This is a genomic window from Solilutibacter tolerans (genome assembly GCF_900155935.1).
Classification (GTDB): domain Bacteria; phylum Pseudomonadota; class Gammaproteobacteria; order Xanthomonadales; family Xanthomonadaceae; genus Solilutibacter; species Solilutibacter tolerans.
In genome coordinates, this window is the sequence record NZ_FTLW01000002.1 from 545,369 (window position 1) to 565,789 (window position 20,421).

The 20,421-nt window shown below is 61.7% G+C and carries 19 protein-coding genes; 13 read left to right on the forward strand and 6 right to left on the reverse strand.

Annotation, left to right across the window (positions count from 1 at the left end):
* Positions 1–12: 12 nt before the first annotated feature.
* The 4 genes from BW989_RS05715 to BW989_RS05730 all read left to right on the forward strand — a co-directional run bounded on the left by BW989_RS05715 (position 13) and on the right by BW989_RS05730 (position 3,875).
* Positions 13–687, forward strand: a complete 675-nt coding sequence (locus BW989_RS05715; protein WP_076586200.1) for an alpha/beta hydrolase — start codon at positions 13–15, stop codon at positions 685–687.
* Complete coding sequence (gene zapE / locus BW989_RS05720; protein ID WP_076586202.1) at positions 684–1,775, forward strand: cell division protein ZapE; 1,092 nt, start codon at positions 684–686, stop codon at positions 1,773–1,775. The genes BW989_RS05715 and zapE overlap by 4 nt, the downstream gene beginning before the upstream one ends.
* A 35-nt stretch (positions 1,776–1,810) precedes the next feature.
* Entirely contained in the window at positions 1,811–2,530 is a 720-nt protein-coding gene (locus BW989_RS05725; protein ID WP_083688272.1) for an SIMPL domain-containing protein, read from the forward strand.
* Positions 2,531–2,615: 85 nt separating this feature from the next.
* Positions 2,616–3,875, forward strand: a complete 1,260-nt coding sequence (locus BW989_RS05730) for an amidohydrolase (protein ID WP_425476650.1) — start codon at positions 2,616–2,618, stop codon at positions 3,873–3,875.
* Here the strand turns inward: BW989_RS05730 and BW989_RS05735 are convergent.
* Positions 3,854–5,686: a monovalent cation:proton antiporter-2 (CPA2) family protein gene (locus tag BW989_RS05735; RefSeq protein ID WP_076586208.1), complete on the reverse strand. Its 1,833-nt coding sequence runs from the start codon at positions 5,684–5,686 to the stop codon at positions 3,854–3,856. The two genes, BW989_RS05730 and BW989_RS05735, sit on opposite strands and share 22 nt — an antisense overlap.
* A gap of 65 nt (positions 5,687–5,751) precedes the next feature.
* Here BW989_RS05735 and queF point away from each other — a divergent pair, with 65 nt between their 5' ends.
* Positions 5,752–6,573 carry an NADPH-dependent 7-cyano-7-deazaguanine reductase QueF gene (queF, locus tag BW989_RS05740; RefSeq protein WP_076586210.1) on the forward strand — a complete coding sequence of 274 codons (822 nt, stop codon included), beginning with the start codon at positions 5,752–5,754 and terminating at the stop codon, positions 6,571–6,573.
* Between the two features lie 29 nt (positions 6,574–6,602).
* Here queF and BW989_RS05745 read toward each other — a convergent pair whose 3' ends face one another.
* From BW989_RS05745 to BW989_RS12585, 3 genes are all read right to left on the reverse strand, one after another.
* Positions 6,603–7,145: a hypothetical protein gene (locus tag BW989_RS05745; RefSeq protein ID WP_076586212.1), complete on the reverse strand. Its 543-nt coding sequence runs from the start codon at positions 7,143–7,145 to the stop codon at positions 6,603–6,605.
* 111 nt (positions 7,146–7,256) lie between these two features.
* Positions 7,257–8,894: a PA domain-containing protein gene (locus BW989_RS05750; protein WP_076586214.1), complete on the reverse strand. Its 1,638-nt coding sequence runs from the start codon at positions 8,892–8,894 to the stop codon at positions 7,257–7,259.
* Entirely contained in the window at positions 8,887–9,252 is a 366-nt protein-coding gene (locus BW989_RS12585) for a hypothetical protein (protein ID WP_076586216.1), read from the reverse strand. Before BW989_RS12585 ends, BW989_RS05750 begins: the two co-directional genes overlap by 8 nt.
* A gap of 251 nt (positions 9,253–9,503) precedes the next feature.
* Between BW989_RS12585 and BW989_RS05760 the strand changes: the two genes are divergently transcribed.
* The 6 genes from BW989_RS05760 to BW989_RS05785 all read left to right on the forward strand — a co-directional run bounded on the left by BW989_RS05760 (position 9,504) and on the right by BW989_RS05785 (position 15,581).
* Positions 9,504–9,788 (forward strand): LysM peptidoglycan-binding domain-containing protein, encoded by a 285-nt coding sequence (locus BW989_RS05760; RefSeq protein WP_076586218.1) that lies wholly within the window; start codon positions 9,504–9,506, stop codon positions 9,786–9,788.
* Between the two features lie 52 nt (positions 9,789–9,840).
* Positions 9,841–10,320 carry a hypothetical protein gene (locus tag BW989_RS13020; RefSeq protein ID WP_076586220.1) on the forward strand — a complete coding sequence of 160 codons (480 nt, stop codon included), beginning with the start codon at positions 9,841–9,843 and terminating at the stop codon, positions 10,318–10,320.
* A 193-nt stretch (positions 10,321–10,513) separates the two neighbouring features.
* On the forward strand, positions 10,514–12,742 hold the full coding sequence (locus BW989_RS05770) for an NADP-dependent isocitrate dehydrogenase (protein ID WP_076586222.1): 2,229 nt from the start codon (positions 10,514–10,516) through the stop codon (positions 12,740–12,742).
* Between the two features lie 119 nt (positions 12,743–12,861).
* Entirely contained in the window at positions 12,862–13,734 is an 873-nt protein-coding gene (locus BW989_RS05775) for a class I SAM-dependent methyltransferase (RefSeq protein WP_207551618.1), read from the forward strand.
* A 71-nt stretch (positions 13,735–13,805) separates the two neighbouring features.
* Positions 13,806–14,366 carry a pseudouridine synthase gene (locus tag BW989_RS05780; RefSeq protein WP_076586224.1) on the forward strand — a complete coding sequence of 187 codons (561 nt, stop codon included), beginning with the start codon at positions 13,806–13,808 and terminating at the stop codon, positions 14,364–14,366.
* A gap of 78 nt (positions 14,367–14,444) precedes the next feature.
* Positions 14,445–15,581, forward strand: a complete 1,137-nt coding sequence (locus tag BW989_RS05785) for a hybrid sensor histidine kinase/response regulator (RefSeq protein WP_083688276.1) — start codon at positions 14,445–14,447, stop codon at positions 15,579–15,581.
* Between the two features lie 69 nt (positions 15,582–15,650).
* Here the strand turns inward: BW989_RS05785 and BW989_RS05790 are convergent, their stop codons facing one another.
* Both BW989_RS05790 and hrpB read right to left on the reverse strand, forming a co-directional pair.
* Positions 15,651–15,971 (reverse strand): hypothetical protein, encoded by a 321-nt coding sequence (locus tag BW989_RS05790; protein ID WP_076586226.1) that lies wholly within the window; start codon positions 15,969–15,971, stop codon positions 15,651–15,653.
* A 222-nt stretch (positions 15,972–16,193) separates the two neighbouring features.
* Complete coding sequence (gene hrpB / locus BW989_RS05795) at positions 16,194–18,698, reverse strand: ATP-dependent helicase HrpB (RefSeq protein ID WP_076586517.1); 2,505 nt, start codon at positions 18,696–18,698, stop codon at positions 16,194–16,196.
* A 61-nt stretch (positions 18,699–18,759) separates the two neighbouring features.
* Here hrpB and BW989_RS05800 point away from each other — a divergent pair, with 61 nt between their 5' ends.
* Both BW989_RS05800 and BW989_RS05805 read left to right on the forward strand, forming a co-directional pair.
* A complete protein-coding gene (locus tag BW989_RS05800; RefSeq protein ID WP_076586228.1) occupies positions 18,760–19,548 on the forward strand; it encodes a TatD family hydrolase in 789 nt (262 codons plus the stop codon).
* A 62-nt stretch (positions 19,549–19,610) separates the two neighbouring features.
* Positions 19,611–20,408, forward strand: coding sequence for a hypothetical protein (locus BW989_RS05805; RefSeq protein ID WP_076586230.1), 798 nt, complete (start codon positions 19,611–19,613; stop codon positions 20,406–20,408).
* Positions 20,409–20,421: the final 13 nt, after the last annotated feature.

The window sequence follows — 20,421 nt, forward strand, 5'->3', positions numbered from 1 at the left end:
TAAACTAGGCGGATGGAACAGCCTGCATTTCCCCAGCAAGACACTGCATTGACGTTGACCGGTCCGGTCGGCGCATTGCAGGTCGAAGTCGAATTTCCCGAAGCTGATGTCGCCGCGCAATCGGTCATCGCCATCATTTGTCATCCGCTGCCCACCGAGGGCGGCACGATGAACAACAAGGTCGTGACGATGGCCGGGCGTGCGTTGCGCGAGTTGGGTGTCACTACGGTGCGTTTCAATTTCCGCGGTACGGGTGAGTCGGCAGGTGAGTTCGATGAAGGCAAGGGCGAGTGCGATGATTTGCGCACGGTCGCCGAATGGGTGCGCAAGGCACGTCCTGATGCCTTGTTGTGGCTGGTCGGCTTCAGCTTTGGTGCCTATGTCTCGATCCAGTCCAGTGCCGCGCTTGAGCCCGCCGCGTTGATCTCATTGGCGCCACCTGCGGGACGTTGGGATTTTGACCAGGCCGTGCCGCCGATGCCATGGTTGGTAGTGCAAGGGGAGGAAGACGAAGTCGTCGACCCGCAAGCCGTATATGACTGGCTGGAGAAATTGCAGCCCTCCGCGTTGACCTTGGTGAAGATGCCGGGTACCTCGCACTTCTTCCACGGGAAATTGGTGGATCTGCGTGGCGTGATCAAGAACACCGCGCGTCGCTGGTTACCGAATCCGCCCGCCGCAGAATGAGCAGTACGCCGTCGCAGTTGTACGACGCCGGCATCGCGCGCGGCGAATGGCAGGACGACCCGGCCCAGCGATCCGTATTGGTGGAGTTGGATCGGCTGCATGACGCCTTGTCAGCGCCGGTGGCTGCATCGAATTTCTTTGGCCGATTGTTTGGCGCGAAGGATGCAACATCGACCACGCAAGGACTTTATTTGTGGGGTGGCGTGGGGCGCGGCAAGACCTTTCTGGTCGACATGTTCTATGACAGCCTGGCCTTCGCCGAAAAGCGACGTACGCATTTTCATCGCTTCATGCGCGAAATTCATGCGCGCCTTAAACAACACGCCGGTGAACGCGACCCCATGGCGATCATCGCCAAGGAGTGGCGTCGCGACATGCGCGTGTTGGTGCTGGATGAATTTTTCGTCAGCGATATCGGCGATGCGATGCTCTTGTCACGCCTGCTTGAGCGCCTGTTTGCCGAGGGTGTGGTGCTGGTGACGACATCCAACACGGTGCCGGCCAATCTCTACAAAGATGGCCTGCAACGCGCACGTTTCCTGCCGGCGATCGCGCTGATCGAACAGCATTGCGTGGTGATGGAAATTGAGAGCAGCACCGATTACCGCCTGCGAGAATTGACTCGATCGCCTGTCTATCGTGTGCCCGCGGACGATGCTGCCGATGCCTGGCTGGCGGATCGCTGGCAGACGCTGACGCATGCGCCACTGATATCCACTGATTTGATGGTCGACGGTCGCCCGATTCGCACACGCGCACGTTGCCATGGTTTTGTCTGGTTTGACTTCGACGCGTTGTGCGAAGGCCCGCGCGCGGCGGCCGATTACATCGAGATCGCGCACGAATTCCATACTGTGCTGCTGGGCGGAATTCCGCGTTTCGATGGCAGCAATGACGATCCGGCACGTCGCTTTGTCACCGTTGTGGACGAGTTCTACGATCGCCACGTCAACCTGGTGTGCACGGCCGCGGCATCGCCCGTGGATCTCTATGCCGGCGAGCGACTCGCGCATGCCTTCGAGCGCACCGCATCGCGCCTGATCGAGATGCAGAGTGCGGAATACCTCGGGCGCGAACACCTGACTTGATTTAGCATCAAGGCATCCAACACAGGAGTGCGGCGATGCGCGGATGGCGGATGATTGCGTTGATGGCAGGGTTGCTGGCCTTGCCTGTCATGGCAGGTACGCCATTGCCGGATGGGCCGCACGTGGTTGCCATGGGGAGCGGAAAAGTTGTCGTGGCCCCCGACATGGCGGAAATCACCGTGTCTAGTCAGGTGAATGATGTGGCTTCATTGCGAGCCAAGCAAAAGGTAGATGCTGCGGTGAGCGCCTTTCTGCATGCTTTGCATCAGCAGGGCGTAGCAGAGGCCGATATCGAGGCCTCTGATCTTTCGCTCAACGAGGACGTGGATACCAACGACGATGGGCGTCGTGTCTCCAATGGCTACAACGCTTCGCGTAGCGTCAGCTTTAAACTGCGTGATCTTGATCGTTTGAATGTCGTGCTGGATGCGGCATTGGCATCAGGCATGAACCGCTTTGGCGGCACAAGCTTCACCTCCTCGCGCGCGGATGCACTGCGCGCCGAAGCCCGCGCGAAGGCCGCGCGCAATGCCCAAGAACGGGCAACCGAAATTGCCGCCGGCTTCAACGCTCGGCTGGGCACGGTTTACAGCATCAACAGTGCCAACAACGACTTGTCCGCGCACTTTCGTTATGGTGCCAACGGCTTGGACCGCGTAACCGTCTCTGGCTCGCGCGCCCAGCCAGGCCGCTACCTACAGCCGGAAATCGAATTCAACGAATCGATCACTGCGGTGTTCTACATTCAACCCTGATCGCCCGGATCAACCGCCCCACGCCCGACAGGAATTCTTCATGCGCACTGTATTTGCTGCTGCCCTCGTCATCGCCGCGCTGCCGATGCAATCTTTGGTTGCCCAAACCCGGCCTGAAGTCGATGCCGCGGCAGAACGCCTGAAAGCCGATGTGGTGTCTTGGCGTCGCGACTTCCATCAACATCCCGAGCTCTCCAACCGCGAAGAACGCACCGCGGCCAAGGTCGCCGCGCATTTGCGTAAGCTGGGGTTGAAGCCGCAAACAGGGGTTGCGCATCATGGGGTGGTGGCGGTCATCGAAGGCGGCAAGCCGGGACCGAAGATCGCGCTTCGCGCCGACATGGACGCGTTACCGGTGACCGAAAAGGCGGATCTGCCCTTTGCTTCGAAAGTCACCACCGAATTCAACGGCCAGCAAACCGGCGTCATGCATGCCTGCGGACATGACGCGCATACCGCGATCCTGATGGGCGTGGCCGAGGCCTTGGTGGCGATGAGATCAGACCTGCCGGGACAGGTGATGTTGATCTTCCAGCCGGCCGAAGAGGGTGCGCCCGCATCGGAAGAGGGTGGCGCGTCGTTGATGCTGAAGGAGGGCTTGTTCAAGGATTTCAAGCCGGACGCGGTACTCGGCCTGCATGTGTTCTCGACACTGCCCGCCGGCACGATTGGTTATCGCAAAGGACCGTTCATGGCGGCCAGTGATTTCTTCAGTGTTGAAGTCACCGGTCGGCAAACGCATGGCTCGCGGCCATGGGGCGGGATCGACCCGATCGTCGCGAGTGCAGCGGTGATCGACAACCTGCAAAGCGTGGTGAGTCGTCGCACCGACATCGCATCGCTGCCGGCAGTGCTGACGATTGGCTCGATCCACGGCGGCATCCGCAACAACATCATCCCTGATGACGTGAAGATGCTCGGCACGCTGCGCACTTTTGATGATGGACAACGCAAGCGCATCGTCGCCGACATGCGCAACGTGATCGAGTCGGTCGCCCATGCGCATGGCGCAAAGGGTGAACTTTCGATTGGCGAGGCAGCCGGCAACCCGGTGACCTACAACGACCCGGCACTTACCACGCGCGTGCTGCCCAGCCTGCAGGCAGTGGCCGGGGCAGACAAAGTGGTGGAGATGCCGCTGATCACTGGCGCCGAGGATTTTTCCTGGTACGCGAAGGAAGTGCCGGCGTTGTTCTTCTTTGTTGGGTCGACCGCGCCCGGTATCGACCCACTCACCGCGCCGTCCAACCATTCGCCCTTGTTCACGATGGACGAATCGGCGCTGGATCTTGGCCTGCGCGCGATGCTGCAGGCCAGCCTCGATTATCTGGAAGCCGGTCGCTGAGCTTCCACTTCGCGCAGCACATCGGCGATTTCACCTTCGCCGATCTGCGCGGCGAAGAGCTGTTCCAGCTCGTTGCGCGAATCCTGCGCAGACTGACGCAAGGCATCTTCATCGTCATAGATGAGGTGCTGCGCCTCCAGCATGCGCTGATCGTGTTCGCGGAAGATGTTGACTGACTGGCGAGCAGCCGCTTCCGACATCCCCAGTTCCTTCAACACTTCAAAGCCGGTATCGAGCGCGGTGCCGAAGGTTTCGCGCATCGGCGTTGCCCCGCAATCCATCAGCTGCCAGGAGTGCATGCGGTCTTTGGCGCGGGCGAGAATGCGCGCATTGGGATAGCGACGGCGAAGCAAGCGCACGATGCGCAGCGCGCCCTTGGTATCGGAGACGGCGACTACAAAGACCTTGATCTTGTCCGCGCCCGCCGCGCGCAACAGATCCGGTTTGCTTGGATCGCCGTAATAGATAGGGCTGCCGAATTTACGGAAAAAATCGACCTGTTCGACATCGGTATCGATGGCGACAAAGCGGATGCGTTGCGCAAACAGCAGGCGCGCGACGATCTGCCCGAAGCGGCCAAAGCCGGCAATCATCACCTGCGGATGGTCGTCGGGGATTTCATCGAACGGACGCGTGGGCGCGGCGACGACTTTGGGTTTCTTGACCAAGGCATTGATGCCGATGAGCAATAACGGCGTCAACGCCATCGACAAGCCGACCACGGCCGTCAACAGATTGCGGCGCTCGGTATCGATCAAGCCGGCGCGACTGGCTTCACTGAACACCACGAAGGCGAATTCACCACCCAGTGCCAGAACGCCGCCCAACAGCAGCGCGCCGCGGGTATCCAGCTTGCCCGGGCCCTTGCCCAAGGCGAACAAGATGGTGAATTTGACTGCCATCAGCACCAGTACGCCGGTGATGATGACGCGCGGATGATCGATCACATAGCGCAGGTCGATGCTCATGCCCACGGCCATGAAGAACAGGCCCAGCAGCAAACCCTCGAACGGCTGGATCTGGGATTCCAGCTCGTGACGGAATTCCGAATCCGCCAGGATCACGCCAGCGATGAACGCGCCAATGCCGGCGCTGAGGCCCACCAGTTGCATCAGCCAGGCGCTGCCCAGCACCACCAGCAAGGCGGTCGCGGTGAACACCTCCGGCATCTCCAGGCGCGCGATGCGGTTGAACAGTTCTCGCAGCAGCAGGCGGCCACCCACTACCAACAGCGCAATCGCGCCGATGGCTTTCGCAACCGCCCAGCCTTGCGCCTCGCCATCGGCAGCGGCCACGCCGCCAAGCAGCGGGATCGCGGCCAGCAGCGGGATCGCGGCCAGGTCCTGGAAGAGCAGAATCGCAAAGGCGAGCCGGCCATGGTCTTCATTGAGCTCTTCACGCTCAGACAGCAGCTGCAGGCCGACCGCGGTGGATGACAACGCCAGTGCCGCGCCAACAATGATCGCCGCGCGCCAATGCACGTCATAGAAGAGATAGCCGATCACGCCGAGTGCCAGGGCGCTCAGCAAGACCTGCAGGCCACCGACGCCGAAGATCGGCTTGCGCATCAGCTTAAGGCGCGGCAGCGACAACTCCAGGCCGATGACAAACAGCATCATCACCACGCCGATCTCGCTGGCGGTCAGCACCGGCTCGGGGTTCGGCACCACTTTCATCGCATACGGGCCCAGCACCACGCCGGCAGCGAGATAACCGAGCACTGCGCCCAGGCCAAAACGCTTGAATACCGGCACGGCGATCACCGCAGCCAGCAGAAATACCAACGCAAGCTCTAGACCACCACCGTGCATAGCTCTCTCCAGTATGGCTGACGATTATGCAGGCGGTTAGGCGCACAAGCGCGGATAATGTGTGGATGGGCAACTTCAACACCCCCGCCGACAGCCAGTTGGGCCGCGAAACTGCATACCCCGACCGCTACGATCCCGCACTCCTGTTCCCGATTCCACGCGCGGCTGCGCGCGCCCAGATCGGCGTTGATGATCAGGCGTTACCGTTCACGGGCCACGATGGCTGGAATGTCTACGAGCTCAGCTGGCTGGATTTGCGCGGCAAGCCGCAGGTGGCCGTGGGTCGGCTCACCGTGCCGGCGGACTCCCCGCATCTGATTGAATCCAAATCGCTCAAGTTGTATCTCAACTCGTTCAATAGCGAGCGTTTGGCAGATGCCGAAAGTCTGCAGGCTCGGATTGAGCGCGATCTCTCCGCCACCGCGGGCGCGCCGGTCTCGATGGTGTTCGGCTTGCCTGGGATGGGTGTGATTGCGGGGGAGAACATCGATTTCGTTGACGTAGACATCAACGAGTACGGGCCGCCGAATGCCCGCCTACTGCAGGCTGACGACAGCAGTCATGTCAACGAGACCTTGGTAAGCGATCTGCTGAAATCCAATTGCCCGGTGACCGGTCAGCCGGATTGGGCGACGCTGTCGATTGATTATCGCGGGCCGCGGATCGAGCGTGAGGGGCTGCTCAAGTATCTGGCCAGCTACCGAGACTATCGGGAATTCCACGAGCAATGTGTCGAGCGAATTTTCATCGATTTGATGACTCATTGCCGCCTGCAGTCGCTATCGGTGCAGGCCAATTACACCCGGCGCGGCGGTGTCGATATCAATCCGTGGCGCGGCACCCCGGATCGGCTACCGCCGCCTGATCTGCGCGTGCTTAGGCAGTAACACTTGTTCGTTGTTGGCGAGATGTTGCGTCAGGCGCTGGCATTGGTTTCAACGCAGCGCCATTCGCTGCCACCACCGCTGGGCTGCAATTGCACGGCGCTCCCCAATCGACGTAATTGGTAGCCATCGCCCGCGTACAGTTCTCCGCCGCCTGCATCTGCTGCCTGGGCGGTGAGGCGCAGGTGATCGCCACCGGTCCAGGCGATTTCAGCGACGCCATTGCCATAGCGTACGCGCAGCGTCGAGCCGCTTTCACAGCCGTAATCAATCGCCGCACCCAAGGCGACGGGCGGGGTGTGCGTGGTTGGCGGCGGCATCTTGATCTTGGTGGGAACCCCTTCCATCACCTGAGGACGTGGTGGCTCGACGGTCACAGGTCCAGCGGGGCCTGGAGCGGCATCGCTGCCTGTGACTTCGGCAGGCGTTTCGCTTGCCGGGGTTTGTGCGTTGCCGGCTGCCACTGAAGTGTCTTCTTGTGAGGGCGCGCGCGTACAACTGGCGAGCAGCGCCACGGGTAGCGCGATGAGTGCGATGAGCAGGGGTTGCAACCGAAGTCGGTAGGGGCGGTTCATTTCATGGATCCTTTCAACAGCATTCAACGAGTGACGCTGATCAGCCTGGGTTGATCAGCGTTCGGGCAGGACAGCCGTTCGCAATGAACGGCTGCCTGTTGCCATGCTGGTTTACAAACCCTTTCGACTAGCCGCACAGCGAGCGAGACGGAGGGCATCTTGGTTGGTGATCAAGCCGCTTTCACGGAGCAAATTACGGTGCTGCACCATGCAGGAGACGTACTCGCCACGGTGAGTAGCGGTTGCCGCGCACACACGATCCCAAGCCTGGATATTGGCACCGACGATGACGCCATCGGCTGAGACGGCCGGGATGCCGGTATCGCAGTCGGCGCCAATCGTGGCGTTGCCGGGATTGAGTTGCCAACCTTCATCCGCAAACAGCGATGGGGTCAGGTCCAGATCAAGATTCGACATCAGGGTGCGGGTGATCGCCGGCTCCATCAGTGCATTCGGTGAAGACGAGGTATCAAAATGCGAGAAGCTTGAGCCTGGCTGTACCGGGTTGGGCGAGAACAGCAAGGCGCGGCCCCGACGATCTGCGCCTGCCAGCACCCCGGGAACAGTGCCTATCGCCACCCGGACACCCGGAATCGCTGCACGTAGCGCCTGTCCATCAGCCAGCGAAACCATGATGGTCGGCACCGTCGCCTCCACCGTGTCATCGGCCGCCATATTGATGGTGCCGGAGACATTGTTGGCGATCACCACCGCTGAAGCCCCGGCATCCTGCGCGTGCTTGGCTTTGATCTCGAAGCTGCAACCACCACGGCTGACCAGGGCGACCTTGCCCAGGTACGCGCCTGCAGGCGAGGCCGCGCAGCCAAGGCTGGGACTCGCACTGCCGTCATTCACCGCAACGACGTCGCCATCGAAGTTGGACGCGGCAGCTTCCGGACCAAATGCGGCCGTGCCGAAATCGTAGGCGGCCGAGAGCGTTCCCGAAACGCGCAGTACGGTTTTCAGCGAACGCAGGTTGGGCACTTGCGCGGTCACCATGGGACCGGTCCAGGCCAGGTTGCCGCCAGTGATCGCCTCGCGCCGTGCGGCGTTGGTCGGCAGCTGGTAGAAGGCCAGATTGGTGCGGTTATCGAAGACGTAGCTGGAGTAGATATCGCGATAGCCAGCCAGCGGCGCGCCGGTGGACACACTGCCGAACCCCGAGAAACCAAGGCCATGCGCGATTTCATGCATGACCACGTTGAGGAAGTCGGTTTTGCCTTCCGGCGTCTTGCCATCCAGACCGTAATACCAGCCAGCCCCCGGTGAGCACGGGCTACCATCGGGATTGGTATTGCCATAGGCGGAGTTGAAGTTGGTATTGATGTCCAACCCGGCGCCAGCCTGCAGGTCTTCGCCAATCAAGGCGTCGGCCAGGGCGCCGTGATAAAGCATCGCGGTCGAGGGATCGTTATTGCTGGTCAGCACGTAGATCGCTGCCGCACCGGCAGAGCCGAGCACTGTCCCCGTGGAGTCGCAACGCAAAGGCCGGAAGCTCGCGCCGACACGGATCTGTACATCGCTTTGCAACACCGCGCCCCACAGGTCCGCAGCAAATTGATAGACGATGCGGCGCTGTTCGCCCACCGTCGTACCCGAGTTGCCGCCTTGCGGACTGATCGGCGTCGGATCGTTGAGGCCTTGGCCGGCTGGATCGTTATTGATCGGGACGATGTCGGCAGCTTGGGACAGCGGCGCTGCAAAGGATGTCGCAACGGCCAGAGCTGCCGCGAGGAGGGTCTTATTCATTCGGCTTCTCCTCGGCGTGGGTGGAGTGCGTATGGGCGGACGATTTGGATTCGACATGACCCACATGAGCCTTGCCCTGTGCATCCACGGTGCGCTGCGTATAAAGCATTCGGTCCTCAGGCAGCGGGATTTCGATGATGCCTTCACGAACCATCTTCTTTTGCGCAACGGCCTCTGCCTCATTGGCGGGCTGGGCTGGGCGTGAGGCCTTCGACGAGGCCTGTGCGCGAACGAACGCCTTGCGCTGCAGCTCGGCTTTGACGAATTCGGGTGGCTGGGCAAAAGCCGTTGTCATAGCACCGATGCCGCTTATGGCGGCGATAGCCACCCATACGCGTTTGTAATGGTTCGGGGACATGTTGAGCACCTTGGTTGGAGGAGTGGGTGGGGATGTCGATATCGCGGTGTCAACGATGGCCGGCTGCTGCAGCCCGCGTGGTGGGGGATCCCGATATCGACTCAGACAGTAAACAGGCTGTTCATCCGGCTCACGCTGCCTTGCAGCATTGGGCTGCGCCAGCAAAACCCATGCCGCTTCACCCGGGCACGATGTTTTCTTAACAGGCGTCATGCGAGCCTGCGGCCGTGATATCCCAGATTGGAGGCTCCATGGCCAACGCGAACAACGACCCGAACAAGCTCTCGCTTGCTGGCGGCAGCAGCAGCGCCAATGACAAGGCCGACTTCTCGGCCGTGACCGGAGGCAGCAGCGCTGTGGTCGGTGCGGGCGGCGGCGTGCAGAGCTATACGGTGCAATCCGGCGATTCGCTGTCCAAGATCGCCAAGCAGGTTTATGGTGATGCCAGTCAATGGCAGCGTATCTTTGAAGCCAATCGTGACCAGATCGATGACCCGGACAAGATTTTCCCCGGGCAGACGTTCAAGATTCCCTGAGTACGCGTTTCAGGTTAGTCATCCGCATCATCCCATTTCCACAGGAGTTCCCATGAATCGCAAACACCTCACGATCGCACTGGCTTCGGCCCTGATCGCCACCGTTGGCATCACCGGCTGCAAGAAAAAAGAAGAAGCCGTGGTTGCGCCACCGGCAGCCGAAACGCCTGCACCTGCCCCGGTTGAGGCCGCACCGGCCGCTGCCCCGGCCACCATCCTTGCGATCGAGCTGGGCAATGCCATTGGCGCGGACAACAAGGTGACCTCGGCCAATGCCGTATTCGGCACGACCGACACCATCTACGCCTCGGTCAACACCGGCGGCGCGGCCGCGGCCGGCAGCAAGCTCAACGCCAAGTGGTCCTATCAGGATGGCCAAACCGTCCATACGGAAGACAAGGCGATGGAAGGCGCTGACACCATCTACGAATTCCACATCCAGAACCCGAAGGGCTGGCCGGTCGGCAAGTACAAGGTCGATGTGACGCTTGATGGCAGCCAGCTGCAGACCCGCGAATTCGAGGTCAAGTAATCACTTAGCCCAAGGGCGAGCCGGGCGCGACGCGAGTCGCGCCTTTTTTTTCACTGCACATTCCAGTGCGCCATTCGGCAATACGCCGCCGCACTTTGCCCGTGAACGCCGCAGCGGTGACAATGGCGGTTTACTTGCTGATTCCCTCACGCGAACGCAGTCTGACTGCATCGCCCACGCCCACGAGGCCCACATGACCGACACCCCCAAGATCCTCTACACCCTCACCGACGAAGCGCCGCTCTTGGCCACGCATTCCTTCCTGCCGATCGTGCAGGCCTTCGCAGGCAGCGCCGGCGTCGATGTCGACACGCGTGACATCTCACTGGCCGCGCGCATCCTGGCGCAGTTCCCGGAGATCCTGGGCGACAAGAAGGTCAACGACGATCTGGCCGAACTGGGTGAACTGGCGAAGACGCCCGAAGCCAACATCATCAAGCTGCCCAATATCAGCGCCTCGGAGCCACAGCTGAAAGCGGCCATCGCGGAGTTGCAGAAGCAGGGCTTCGCCATTCCCGACTACCCCGAAGACCCGCAGACCGACGTCGAGCGCGATGCCAAGGCGCGCTACGACCGCGTCAAGGGTAGTGCGGTCAACCCGGTGTTGCGCGAAGGCAACTCCGATCGCCGTGCGCCGCTCTCGGTTAAGAATTACGCCAAAAAGCATCCGCATCGCATGGGCAAGTGGAATGCGGCATCCAAGTCGCATGTCGCGCATATGGACGATGGCGATTTCTTCGCCAGCGAAAAATCCGTCACCTTCGACCACAATGGCAAGGTGCAGATCGAACTCTTGGGTACCGATGGCTCCGATGTGATCCTGAAGGCCAAGACCAAGGTGTTGCCGGGCGAAGTGCTGGATTGCGCGGTGATGCGCGCCGACAAGCTGGCGCAGTTCATCGACGAACAGATTGCCGATGCGAAGGCGCAGGGCACGCTGTTCTCGCTGCACCTCAAGGCCACGATGATGAAAGTCAGCGACCCGATCATGTTCGGCATCACCGTGCAGCGTTACTACAAGAAGTTGTATGACCAGCATGGCAAGCTGCTTGCGCGCATCGGCTTCGAACCGGACAACGGCATCGGCGACCTGTACGCCAAGCTGGGTGAATTGAGCGAGGCAGAGCGCTCCGCAGTCGAAGCGACCATCGCCGAGATCTACGCAGCAAACCCGGGCTTGGCGATGGTCAACTCCGACAAGGGCATCACTAACCTGCACGTGCCGTCCGACGTGATCGTCGATGCCTCGATGCCGGCGATGATCCGCGACTCCGGCGGCATGTGGAACGCGAAGGGCGAACTGCAGGATGCCAAGGCGGTGATTCCGGACCGCTGCTATGCGGGCATCTACCAAGTGGTGATCGATGATTGCAAGGCGAACGGCGCGTTTGATCCGGCGACGATGGGCAGCGTGCCCAATGTCGGCTTGATGGCGCAAAAAGCCGAGGAGTACGGCAGCCACGACAAGACGTTCCGCATCCCGCACGACGGCACCGTGCGAGTGACCGATGACACGGGCAAGGTCTGGATGGAGCAGGACGTGCACGCCGGCGACATTTTCCGCATGTGCCAGACCAAGGATGCCGCCGTAGCCGACTGGGTGAAGCTGGCGGTCAATCGCGCGCGCCTGTCCAACACGCCCGCGGTGTTCTGGCTGGATGCGAATCGTGCACACGACCGCGAAATCATCCAGAAGGTCGAACACTACCTGCGGGACCACGACACCAGTGGCCTCGATATCCGCATCCTCTCGCCAGTCGAGGCGATGAAGTTCTCGCTCGCACGCATCCGCAAGGGCGAAGACACGATCTCAGTCACCGGCAACGTGCTGCGTGACTACCTGACGGATCTCTTCCCGATCATGGAGCTCGGCACCAGCGCCAAGATGCTGTCGATCGTGCCGTTGATGGCGGGTGGCGGTTTGTTCGAAACGGGCGCAGGCGGCAGCGCACCCAAACACGTGCAGCAGTTCGTCGCCGAGGATTACCTGCGCTGGGACTCGCTGGGCGAGTTCCTCGCCCTGCAGGCCTCGCTGGAGCATCTGGCCAACACCACCGGCAATGAGCGCGCGAGCGTATTGGCTGATGCACTGGATGTCGCCAACGGTCGGTTCCTGGACAACGACAAGTCGCCGTCACGCAAGCTGGGCGGCATCGACAATCGCGGCAGCCATTACTGGTTGGCGCGCTACTGGGCCGAAGCGCTGGCCGCGCAGGACAGTGATGCCGAACTCAAGGCCGCGTTCACGCCGGTCGCGAAGGCCATGGTCGATGGCGAAGCGAAGATCCTCGAGGAATTGATCGGCGTGCAGGGCAAGGTGGTCGATATCGGTGGCTATTACCGACCTGACACCACCAAGGCCGATGCAGCGATGCGCCCGAGCGCAACGCTCAACGCTGCCCTGGCATCGCTGCAAGGCTGATCAACGTTAATTGCGTGGCACACGAAGCCCGGCACATGCCGGGCTTCGTTTTTGTGCGCCGCCACGACGCCGCCATCAGCATCGCGCTAATCTTGCAACTTCAGACAAGGGGAATCGACATGCCTGCACATCATGCTATTCGTATCGCCGTCGGCATCGCGCTGGCTTCCTCGCTCCTGGCCTGCGCCTCAATGCCGGGAACACGTGCTCAAGCCGCCGCGGAAGTGGACCAAGCCTGGGCGGTGGCCGATGGCCCGTTGCTTGCCGAGGCGATCAACGATTCATGGCGCAGCGCAAGCAGTCGTGTTCGCGATGAATATCGTCATCCGCAAGCCACGCTGGAGTTCTTTCGAGTTGGCAGCCGTGCACGCGTGATCGAGATCAGTCCCGGCGCAGGCTGGTACGCCGAGATCCTGGCACCCTATCTGCGTGACTCGGGTGCCTATATCGCGGCCACGGCAAGCGCGCCGGCAGACACCGGCGCAGGCAAGCGCAACGCAGGTCTGAAAGCCAAGTTTGCCGCCGATGCCGAACATTACGACCGTGCGCAATACCTGGAATACGACGGCAAGACGCCATCATTGGGTGCGCCCGGCTCGGTTGACGTGGTGCTGACGTTCCGCAATGTGCACAACTGGGTCGCGGCAGACAATGCGGATGCTTATTTCAAGGCGTTTTACGATGTATTGAAGCCGGGTGGCGTGCTAGGCGTGGTCGATCACCGTGCCAAGCCTGGCACTTCGCTTGCGGACATGAAGAAGTCCGGCTACCTCAGCGAAGACCTGGTCATCGAGCTTGCCACGCGCGCCGGCTTCCGTCTGGATGCACGCAGCGAGATCAACGCGAACGCCAAGGACACGGCCAATCATCCCAATGGCGTATGGACCTTGCCGCCAACCAATCGCCACGACAAGAAGGATGCAGCCAAATACGCCGCGGTGGGTGAAAGCGACCGGATGACGCTGCGGTTCGTCAAACCGCGCCTTCGCTAACGTGCCGCCGCCACGGCAATGATGCTGCCGCCGCGGCCCGCGTCAACGACTTGCCCGCCTCGCCCACCTCCATGCTGATCGCATTCAACAAGCCCTTCGGGGTGCTTTGCCAATTCACTGATCAAAGCGATCCACCGCGCCCCACGCTCGCAGGGTATGGACTGCCGCCGGATGTTTATCCGGCAGGGCGGCTTGATTTCGATTCCGAAGGTTTGCTGTTGCTGACTAATGACGGCCTGTTGGCGCACCGGCTGACCGATCCGCGCCACAAAGAACCCAAGACGTATTGGGTTCAGGTCGAGGGCGTACCCACGCCACCCCAGTTGCAACAGTTGCGTAATGGATTGGTGTTGAAGGATGGGCCGACGCTGCCTGCGCTGGCAGAAGAGATCGATGCGCCGGATTTGTGGCCGCGCGATCCGCCCGTGCGTTTCCGCAAGACCGTGCCGGATGCCTGGCTCGAGATCACCCTGCGCGAAGGCCGTAATCGGCAAGTGCGACGGATGACCGCCGCCGTGGGTTTGCCCACCTTGCGATTGGTGCGGGTGGCGATGGGATCGATTCGCCTCAATGAGCTTTCACCCGGCAAATGGCGTGCTGAAACCGGTCGTACGATGAACCATTCAGCTTAAGAAAGCAGTATCAGCCCGATGAAAGCCTTCCTATAATCCAATGCATGCAGGCGCATCTGTCTGCCGCGGGGATACCGATTGTCTAACTCGACTGCCATTGCAGGACGCATTTTGCTGGTTGATGACCAGCCCGCGAACCTGCGCGTGGTTACCACCCTGCTGGAGAGGCAGGGTTACCACGTGACCACGGCCAGTGATGGGAATGCTGCGCTTGAAAGCTGTCACGGCTTCAAGCCCGATCTCATTCTGCTCGACATGATGATGCCGGGGATGGATGGCTTCGAATTCATGCGCGAAATCAAATTGGATCCCGGCTTGATGCGGATCCCCACGGTGTTCCTCACCGCAGCGCAGGATCGCGAGATGTTATTGCGCGCATTCGATGCAGGCGTGGTTGATTACGTCACCAAGCCCTTCATCCCCGAAGAGTTGTTGGCCCGCGTCAACGCACACATTGTGCTCAAGCTGACGCGTGATCGACTTGAGCGCGTCGCACAGGAGCGCCAGAACCTGGTGAATCTGGTCGCGCACGATCTCAAGAATCCGCTGACCAGCGTGTTGTTTGCCAGCGAGATGCTGATGCAGGACGACTGCAACCCCGAGCGCGCGCCACGCTACCTGCAAGTTATCCACGAAGCCACGCAAGACGCGATCGGTTACATCCGCAGCTATCTGGAAACGCAATCGCGCAGGCAGCATCGTGACCAGCAAGGCCCGCCGCCCGTCGCTTCAATGAGCGAAGCGGTGGAGTGGCTGGTAGCGCGCTATGCCCTGCAACTGGAAGCGCGCGGCATCCGCATCACCACCCAGGTGCCGGATCGCCCGTGCAAGGTCGGAATCGATGCGATGGTGCTCCGACAAGTCGCTGAGAACTTGGTGACCAATGTCGGCAAGTATGCGTCGGGCGGCGGCGAGTTGGATTTCCAGATCCGCGCAGGCGCACCAGGTTATTGGCAGTTGTTGGTGTCTGATCGCGGGCCGGGCATTCCCGCCTTCAAGCAGCGTGAGTTGTTCAAGCCCTTCACCCGCTTGAGCTATGACGATACCGACCAGAATTCCAGCGGGCTGGGCTTGTCGCTGGCGCGCCAAATCATCATGAACGCCGGCGGACACCTGTTTTACGAAGATCGCGAAGGTGGCGGTTCTCGCTTTGTGATCGAGTTGCCTGCGGTCAACAATGTGATCGCTGAAGTGCAGACCGAGGTCGTGGCCTGACATAGCCAGTGAGTGCGCAGAGAAAAACGCCGCCTTAGAGGCGGCGTTCTTTTTTCGAAGTGTGGGCGATCAGGACGAGCGACGACGTGCTGAACCACGCTTGGCTTCGACGCGACGGGACTGGCCTTCGATCGGTGCCTCGGCCTGTTTCTTGGCGCGCTGGCGGGCTGCATACCAAAGCAAGCCAGCACCCGCGGCTGCGGCGACAGCGATGGCCGGGTTGCGGCGCACGAAACGCGTGGCGACGCGCGTGCCGGTTTTGACCGCGCCAATCGCGGCGCCGGTTTCGATCAGTTTCATCGCCTTGTCCGGCAACGAACCCTTCAGGCCTTCACCCAACTGGCTGGCCAATTGGGTGGCGCGACCGGTGATGTCTTCAAGCTTGCTCATGTCGGCTCCGTCAGCGCGTTGCGCTATTGATGAATGTTGCCGTCGAGTGTGAGCGGCGCGGCGTTGCATTTTCGTGAGGGCTGGGAGGTGAAACCGGCTGATGGCTGAATGATCTTGCTCGAGACCCGCGAGACTTGGCGCGGTGCGTGGCCCCGCCGTCAGCGCGCTTGCAACGACGACCGTCCGCCGTCGCCACGGGCGACGATTCTTGCAGCGGCCGGTTTATGTGCCACGAGGCTTGGCGCGATGTGTAGCCATCGCATTCCAAGGATCATCCGGCCAAGGATGCTTCGGATAACGTCCTTTCATTTCTTTCTTGACTTCCGGATAGGTGCGCTCCCAGAAGCTGCGCAAATCCTGCGTAACCTGCAAAGGGCGTCGGGCAGGAGATAGCAGGTGCAACATCAGGGGTACGCGTCCATCGCAAATGCGCGGTGTCTCGGCCAGGCCAAACAATTCCTGCAGCTTCACCGCCAATACAGGCGGCGCGGCATCGCCACGGTCATCGAGTCGATAGTCGATGTTGCGAGCCAATCCGGAGGGCACGTCGATGCGCGTGGGGGCCAATTGGTCGATGCGGTTTCGTGTCGCCCAATCGATGCCGGACTTTAATGCTTCGGCAAGCTCATCGGCGGACAGCGCATCCAGCCGGGTTTTGCCTGCGAAGGCGGGCGCGAGCCAATCATCCAAAGTGTCGAGCAAGACCTCATCTGATAGGTCGGGCAAGACGAGTTCGGGCATCCATGCGCGTAGGCATTGGACGCGAATTCGCCATTGCGATGTGGCTTCACTCCACGGCAAGGCACCCAGGCCCAAGCTGCGTACGGCATCGGCCAATGCCCGGTTTGCGAGCGCAGGGTCTACCTTGCCAGCCGGCTTGGATGACAGCACGATTCCATCAAAGCGGGCGATGCGCTCACCGACCAAGGCGCGACGCTCCGCGTCCCAGCGCACTTCATCACCTTCACGGAAATGTGTGGCGAAGTCATCACGCAGGTGCTGCTCATCCACCGGTGCAGCACGCATGATCAGCGCATCGCGGGTGTCGAAGCGCAACTCGCTGGCGACCAGCCAAGGCTCGCCGATCAACGCACTGTCATCGAACAACTTCGCCATGCGGCCATTGCTGAGTTGATAACGATGGCGGTCGTTGGCATGCCGGTAGGCGATGCGATCTGGATACGCATGCGCCAGCAAATCACCCAGCATATGGGCGGGTACGTGTGCCGGCGGCATGACCTCCACACGTAAACGTCGCCGCCACTGCTTTGCCGCTGCATCGATCGCCGCCAGCGTGCTGCGGTTGGCATCGGCAGGGGCGCGACCTTGCCGGAATGCGGCCAGCGCCTGCCAGCGCTCTGCCAAGGCATCACTACGTGTACGCAGCGGATCACGCGCTTCGACCAAGGCCGCCAGGTCGCAAGCCAACGCGCATTCGGCATCGTCTCGTGCGGCCAGCAACATTGCCGATAAGCGCGGATGCGTGCCCAGCGACAACATGCGGCGACCCAGCGGGGTGATCGCGTTATTTGAATCCAGTGCATCCAGCCTGCACAGCAAATCACGTGCGGCGGCCAGTGCGCCCGGGGGCAGTGCATCGGGAAAGCGCAAGTCATCGCTGCCCCATGCGGCGATTTCCAGCGCCAGGCCCGCCAGTTCGACTTGCGCGATTTCGGCGCGACGCTGCGGCGCCAGTCGTTGTGACTCCGGCCACAGTCGATACGCCCAGCCTTGGCCGAGGCGCCCCGCACGCCCCGCGCGTTGATCGGCCGAGGCTTGCGATATGTGCACCGCATCCAGTCGGGAGAAACCCGAGTTGGGGTCGAACTGTGGCTCACGCGCCAGACCTGCATCGATCACCACGCGCACGCCGGGCAGGGTGACACTGGATTCGGCGACATTGGTCGCCAGCACGACACGGCGTTGGCCATCGCTTGCGGGCTGCAGCACGCGGGTTTGCGCTTCCACCGGCAAGTCGCCGTGCAGGGTCAGCACCTCGATGGAGGAAGCAGTAGCCACGCCTTCGAGCGATGCTTCGACTTGCCTGATCTCGCGAATGCCGGGCAAGAAAACCAAAATGTCGCCGGGATGCAACATCAGCGCATGCTCCACTGCACGCTTGACCAGTGGTGCCAACGCTTCGTCACGACGTGCAGGGAAGTGCGCAATGTCGACCGGGAAGCTTCGCCCGCCACTGGTGATGCGGGACGCATCCAGCCAATTCGCAAGCCGCTCGCCATCCAGCGTCGCCGACATCGCCACGATGCGCAGGTCGTCACGCACACTGGCCTGCACGTCGAGCGCGAGCGCAAGGCCTAGATCGCCAGCGAGATGACGCTCGTGGAATTCATCGAACAAGATCGCGCCGATGCCTTCCAGCAATGGATCGTCTTGCAGCAAGCGCGTCAGGATGCCTTCGGTCACAACCTCGATGCGGGTCGCTTTCGACACCTTGTTTTCAAAACGGATGCGGTAGCCGACGGTTTCGCCAACGGCCTCGCCAAGTTGCTTGGACATGAAACCCGCGGCGGCACGCGCGGCGACGCGACGAGGCTCCAGCATCAGAATCTTTTTGCCGCCCAGCCACGCTTCGTCCAGCAAGGCCAACGGTACTTGCGTGGTCTTGCCGGCGCCGGGCGGCGCTTCCAGTACCAGTCGCGACTGCGTCGCCAGCGCATCTCGGATGGCGGGGATGACGTCGTTGATCGGGAAGGCGGGTGTGCTCACCTGGACAAGGATACGTGGCAGGTCGGGTATCCTTCGCGCCTTGCGAATTTGCGACATCTCCATGCTCATCGATATCGGTGCCAATCTGACCCACGACAGCTTCGACCGCGACCGCGGGGAGGTGATCGAGCGTGCACGCGCTGCGGGCGTGGGACGGATGATCATCACCGGTGCCTCGCGCGAGCATTCGCCCAAGGCGCTGGAGCTGGCAAAGACGCATCCCGGCGAATTGTTCGCGACCGCCGGCGTGCATCCCCACCACGCGAGCGAATACACCGAGGAATGCGACATCGAGATGCGCGCCTTGCACGCGCACGCCGAGGTGGTGGCGGTGGGCGAAACCGGGCTGGATTACTTCCGCGATTTCTCGCCGCGGCCGATGCAGCGCAAGGCGTTCGAGCGCCAGTTGCAGATCGGCGTGGACACCGGCAAACCCTTGTTCCTGCACCAGCGTGATGCGCACGCGGACTTCATGGCGATGATGAAGAATTTCGATGGCAAGTTGGGCCTCGCGGTCGTGCATTGTTTCACCGGCACGCGCGAGGAGCTGTTCGATTATCTCGACCAGGATTGGTACATCGGCATCACCGGCTGGTTGTGCGATGAGCGCCGCGGCGCGCACTTGCGCGAACTGGTGAAACACATCCCGGCGAATCGATTGATGATTGAAACCGATGCGCCTTACCTGATGCCGCGCAACCTGCAGCCGATGCCGAAGGACCGGCGCAACGAGCCGATGTACCTTGCGCACATCGCTGAGGAAGTCGCCCGTGACCGCGGCGAAAGCCTCGAAGCCGTGGCGACGGCGACCACCGGCGCCGCGACGGCCTTCTTCCGCCTGCCGGGCTGACGCTTCCATCTGGCCGTCACGGCGGCTGCGGATACTCCGCGCATTCCCGCCGGAGCCGTCGCATGCGCATCCTCGTCATCCTGTTCGCCCTGGCCATGCCCTTGGTGGCGTGGCTGTCCAACAGCGGGCGCTTCGGTCCCGACAATGGCACGGTGTCCGATCAATACCCGACCTTGCTAGTGGCGGCGGGTTACGCCTTCGCGATCTGGGGGCTGATCTTCCTGCTCGATCTTGTCTACGCGTTCTGGCAATCACGCCGCACACTGCGTGATGACCCGACGCTGGCCAAGGTCGCGCCTTGGGCCGCGGCAGGTTTCGCCCTGACCACGATCTGGATGCCACTGTTCTCGATGGGCGCGACGCAGCCGGGCATCTTCTGGCTGTGCCTGGTCGTGATCTTCGGCGCGCTGTTCTGCTTGCTGCGCTGCGCGCGGATCCTCTCGCTCGATGACACCCCCCAGCATGGGCAATGGCTGTGGGCGTGGACGCCGCTCTCGTTGCACGCGGGCTGGCTGTCGTTGGCGGCCTTCCTCAATCTGGCGCAGGTGATCGTGGCCTTCAAGCTTATGCCGACTGATGACATGACGGTGTGGTCGCTGGTCTTGCTCGCACTCGCCGCTGCCTTGCTGCTCTGGATGAACCAGCGCATGCGCGGCAACATCGATTACACGCTCGCAGCGTTGTGGGGATTGGTGGCGGTCTACATCAAGCAATCTTCGTCGTCGCTGACGGGTGCCGAGACCTTGGCTTGGGCGGCGTTGGTCATCGCGATCGTGATGGCAGCGCAAACCCTCTGGTTGCGCATGCGTCATCCGGGCGGGCTGTTGCCCAATGCCGCCCGTGGTGCCGAAAAGACATAAAAGGGGCGCACGT

What these genes read in the sequence shown, in the direction of transcription:
- BW989_RS05775 (WP_207551618.1), top strand. Translation starts at nt 12,862, where the DNA reads ATGCCTGCACATCATGCTATTCGTATCGCCGTCGGCATCGCGCTGGCT.
- BW989_RS05800 (WP_076586228.1), top strand. Translation starts at nt 18,760, where the DNA reads ATGCTCATCGATATCGGTGCCAATCTGACCCACGACAGCTTCGACCGC.
- BW989_RS05730 (WP_425476650.1), top strand. Translation starts at nt 2,616, where the DNA reads ATGCAATCTTTGGTTGCCCAAACCCGGCCTGAAGTCGATGCCGCGGCA.
- BW989_RS05805 (WP_076586230.1), top strand. Translation starts at nt 19,611, where the DNA reads ATGCGCATCCTCGTCATCCTGTTCGCCCTGGCCATGCCCTTGGTGGCG.
- BW989_RS13020 (WP_076586220.1), top strand. Translation starts at nt 9,841, where the DNA reads ATGAATCGCAAACACCTCACGATCGCACTGGCTTCGGCCCTGATCGCC.
- BW989_RS05725 (WP_083688272.1), top strand. Translation starts at nt 1,811, where the DNA reads ATGCGCGGATGGCGGATGATTGCGTTGATGGCAGGGTTGCTGGCCTTG.
- BW989_RS05745 (WP_076586212.1), bottom strand. Translation starts at nt 7,145, where the DNA reads ATGAACCGCCCCTACCGACTTCGGTTGCAACCCCTGCTCATCGCACTC.
- zapE (WP_076586202.1), top strand. Translation starts at nt 684, where the DNA reads ATGAGCAGTACGCCGTCGCAGTTGTACGACGCCGGCATCGCGCGCGGC.
- BW989_RS05770 (WP_076586222.1), top strand. Translation starts at nt 10,514, where the DNA reads ATGACCGACACCCCCAAGATCCTCTACACCCTCACCGACGAAGCGCCG.
- BW989_RS12585 (WP_076586216.1), bottom strand. Translation starts at nt 9,252, where the DNA reads ATGTCCCCGAACCATTACAAACGCGTATGGGTGGCTATCGCCGCCATA.
- BW989_RS05735 (WP_076586208.1), bottom strand. Translation starts at nt 5,686, where the DNA reads ATGCACGGTGGTGGTCTAGAGCTTGCGTTGGTATTTCTGCTGGCTGCG.
- BW989_RS05760 (WP_076586218.1), top strand. Translation starts at nt 9,504, where the DNA reads ATGGCCAACGCGAACAACGACCCGAACAAGCTCTCGCTTGCTGGCGGC.
- BW989_RS05750 (WP_076586214.1), bottom strand. Translation starts at nt 8,894, where the DNA reads ATGAATAAGACCCTCCTCGCGGCAGCTCTGGCCGTTGCGACATCCTTT.
- queF (WP_076586210.1), top strand. Translation starts at nt 5,752, where the DNA reads ATGGGCAACTTCAACACCCCCGCCGACAGCCAGTTGGGCCGCGAAACT.
- BW989_RS05780 (WP_076586224.1), top strand. Translation starts at nt 13,806, where the DNA reads ATGCTGATCGCATTCAACAAGCCCTTCGGGGTGCTTTGCCAATTCACT.
- BW989_RS05715 (WP_076586200.1), top strand. Translation starts at nt 13, where the DNA reads ATGGAACAGCCTGCATTTCCCCAGCAAGACACTGCATTGACGTTGACC.
- BW989_RS05790 (WP_076586226.1), bottom strand. Translation starts at nt 15,971, where the DNA reads ATGAGCAAGCTTGAAGACATCACCGGTCGCGCCACCCAATTGGCCAGC.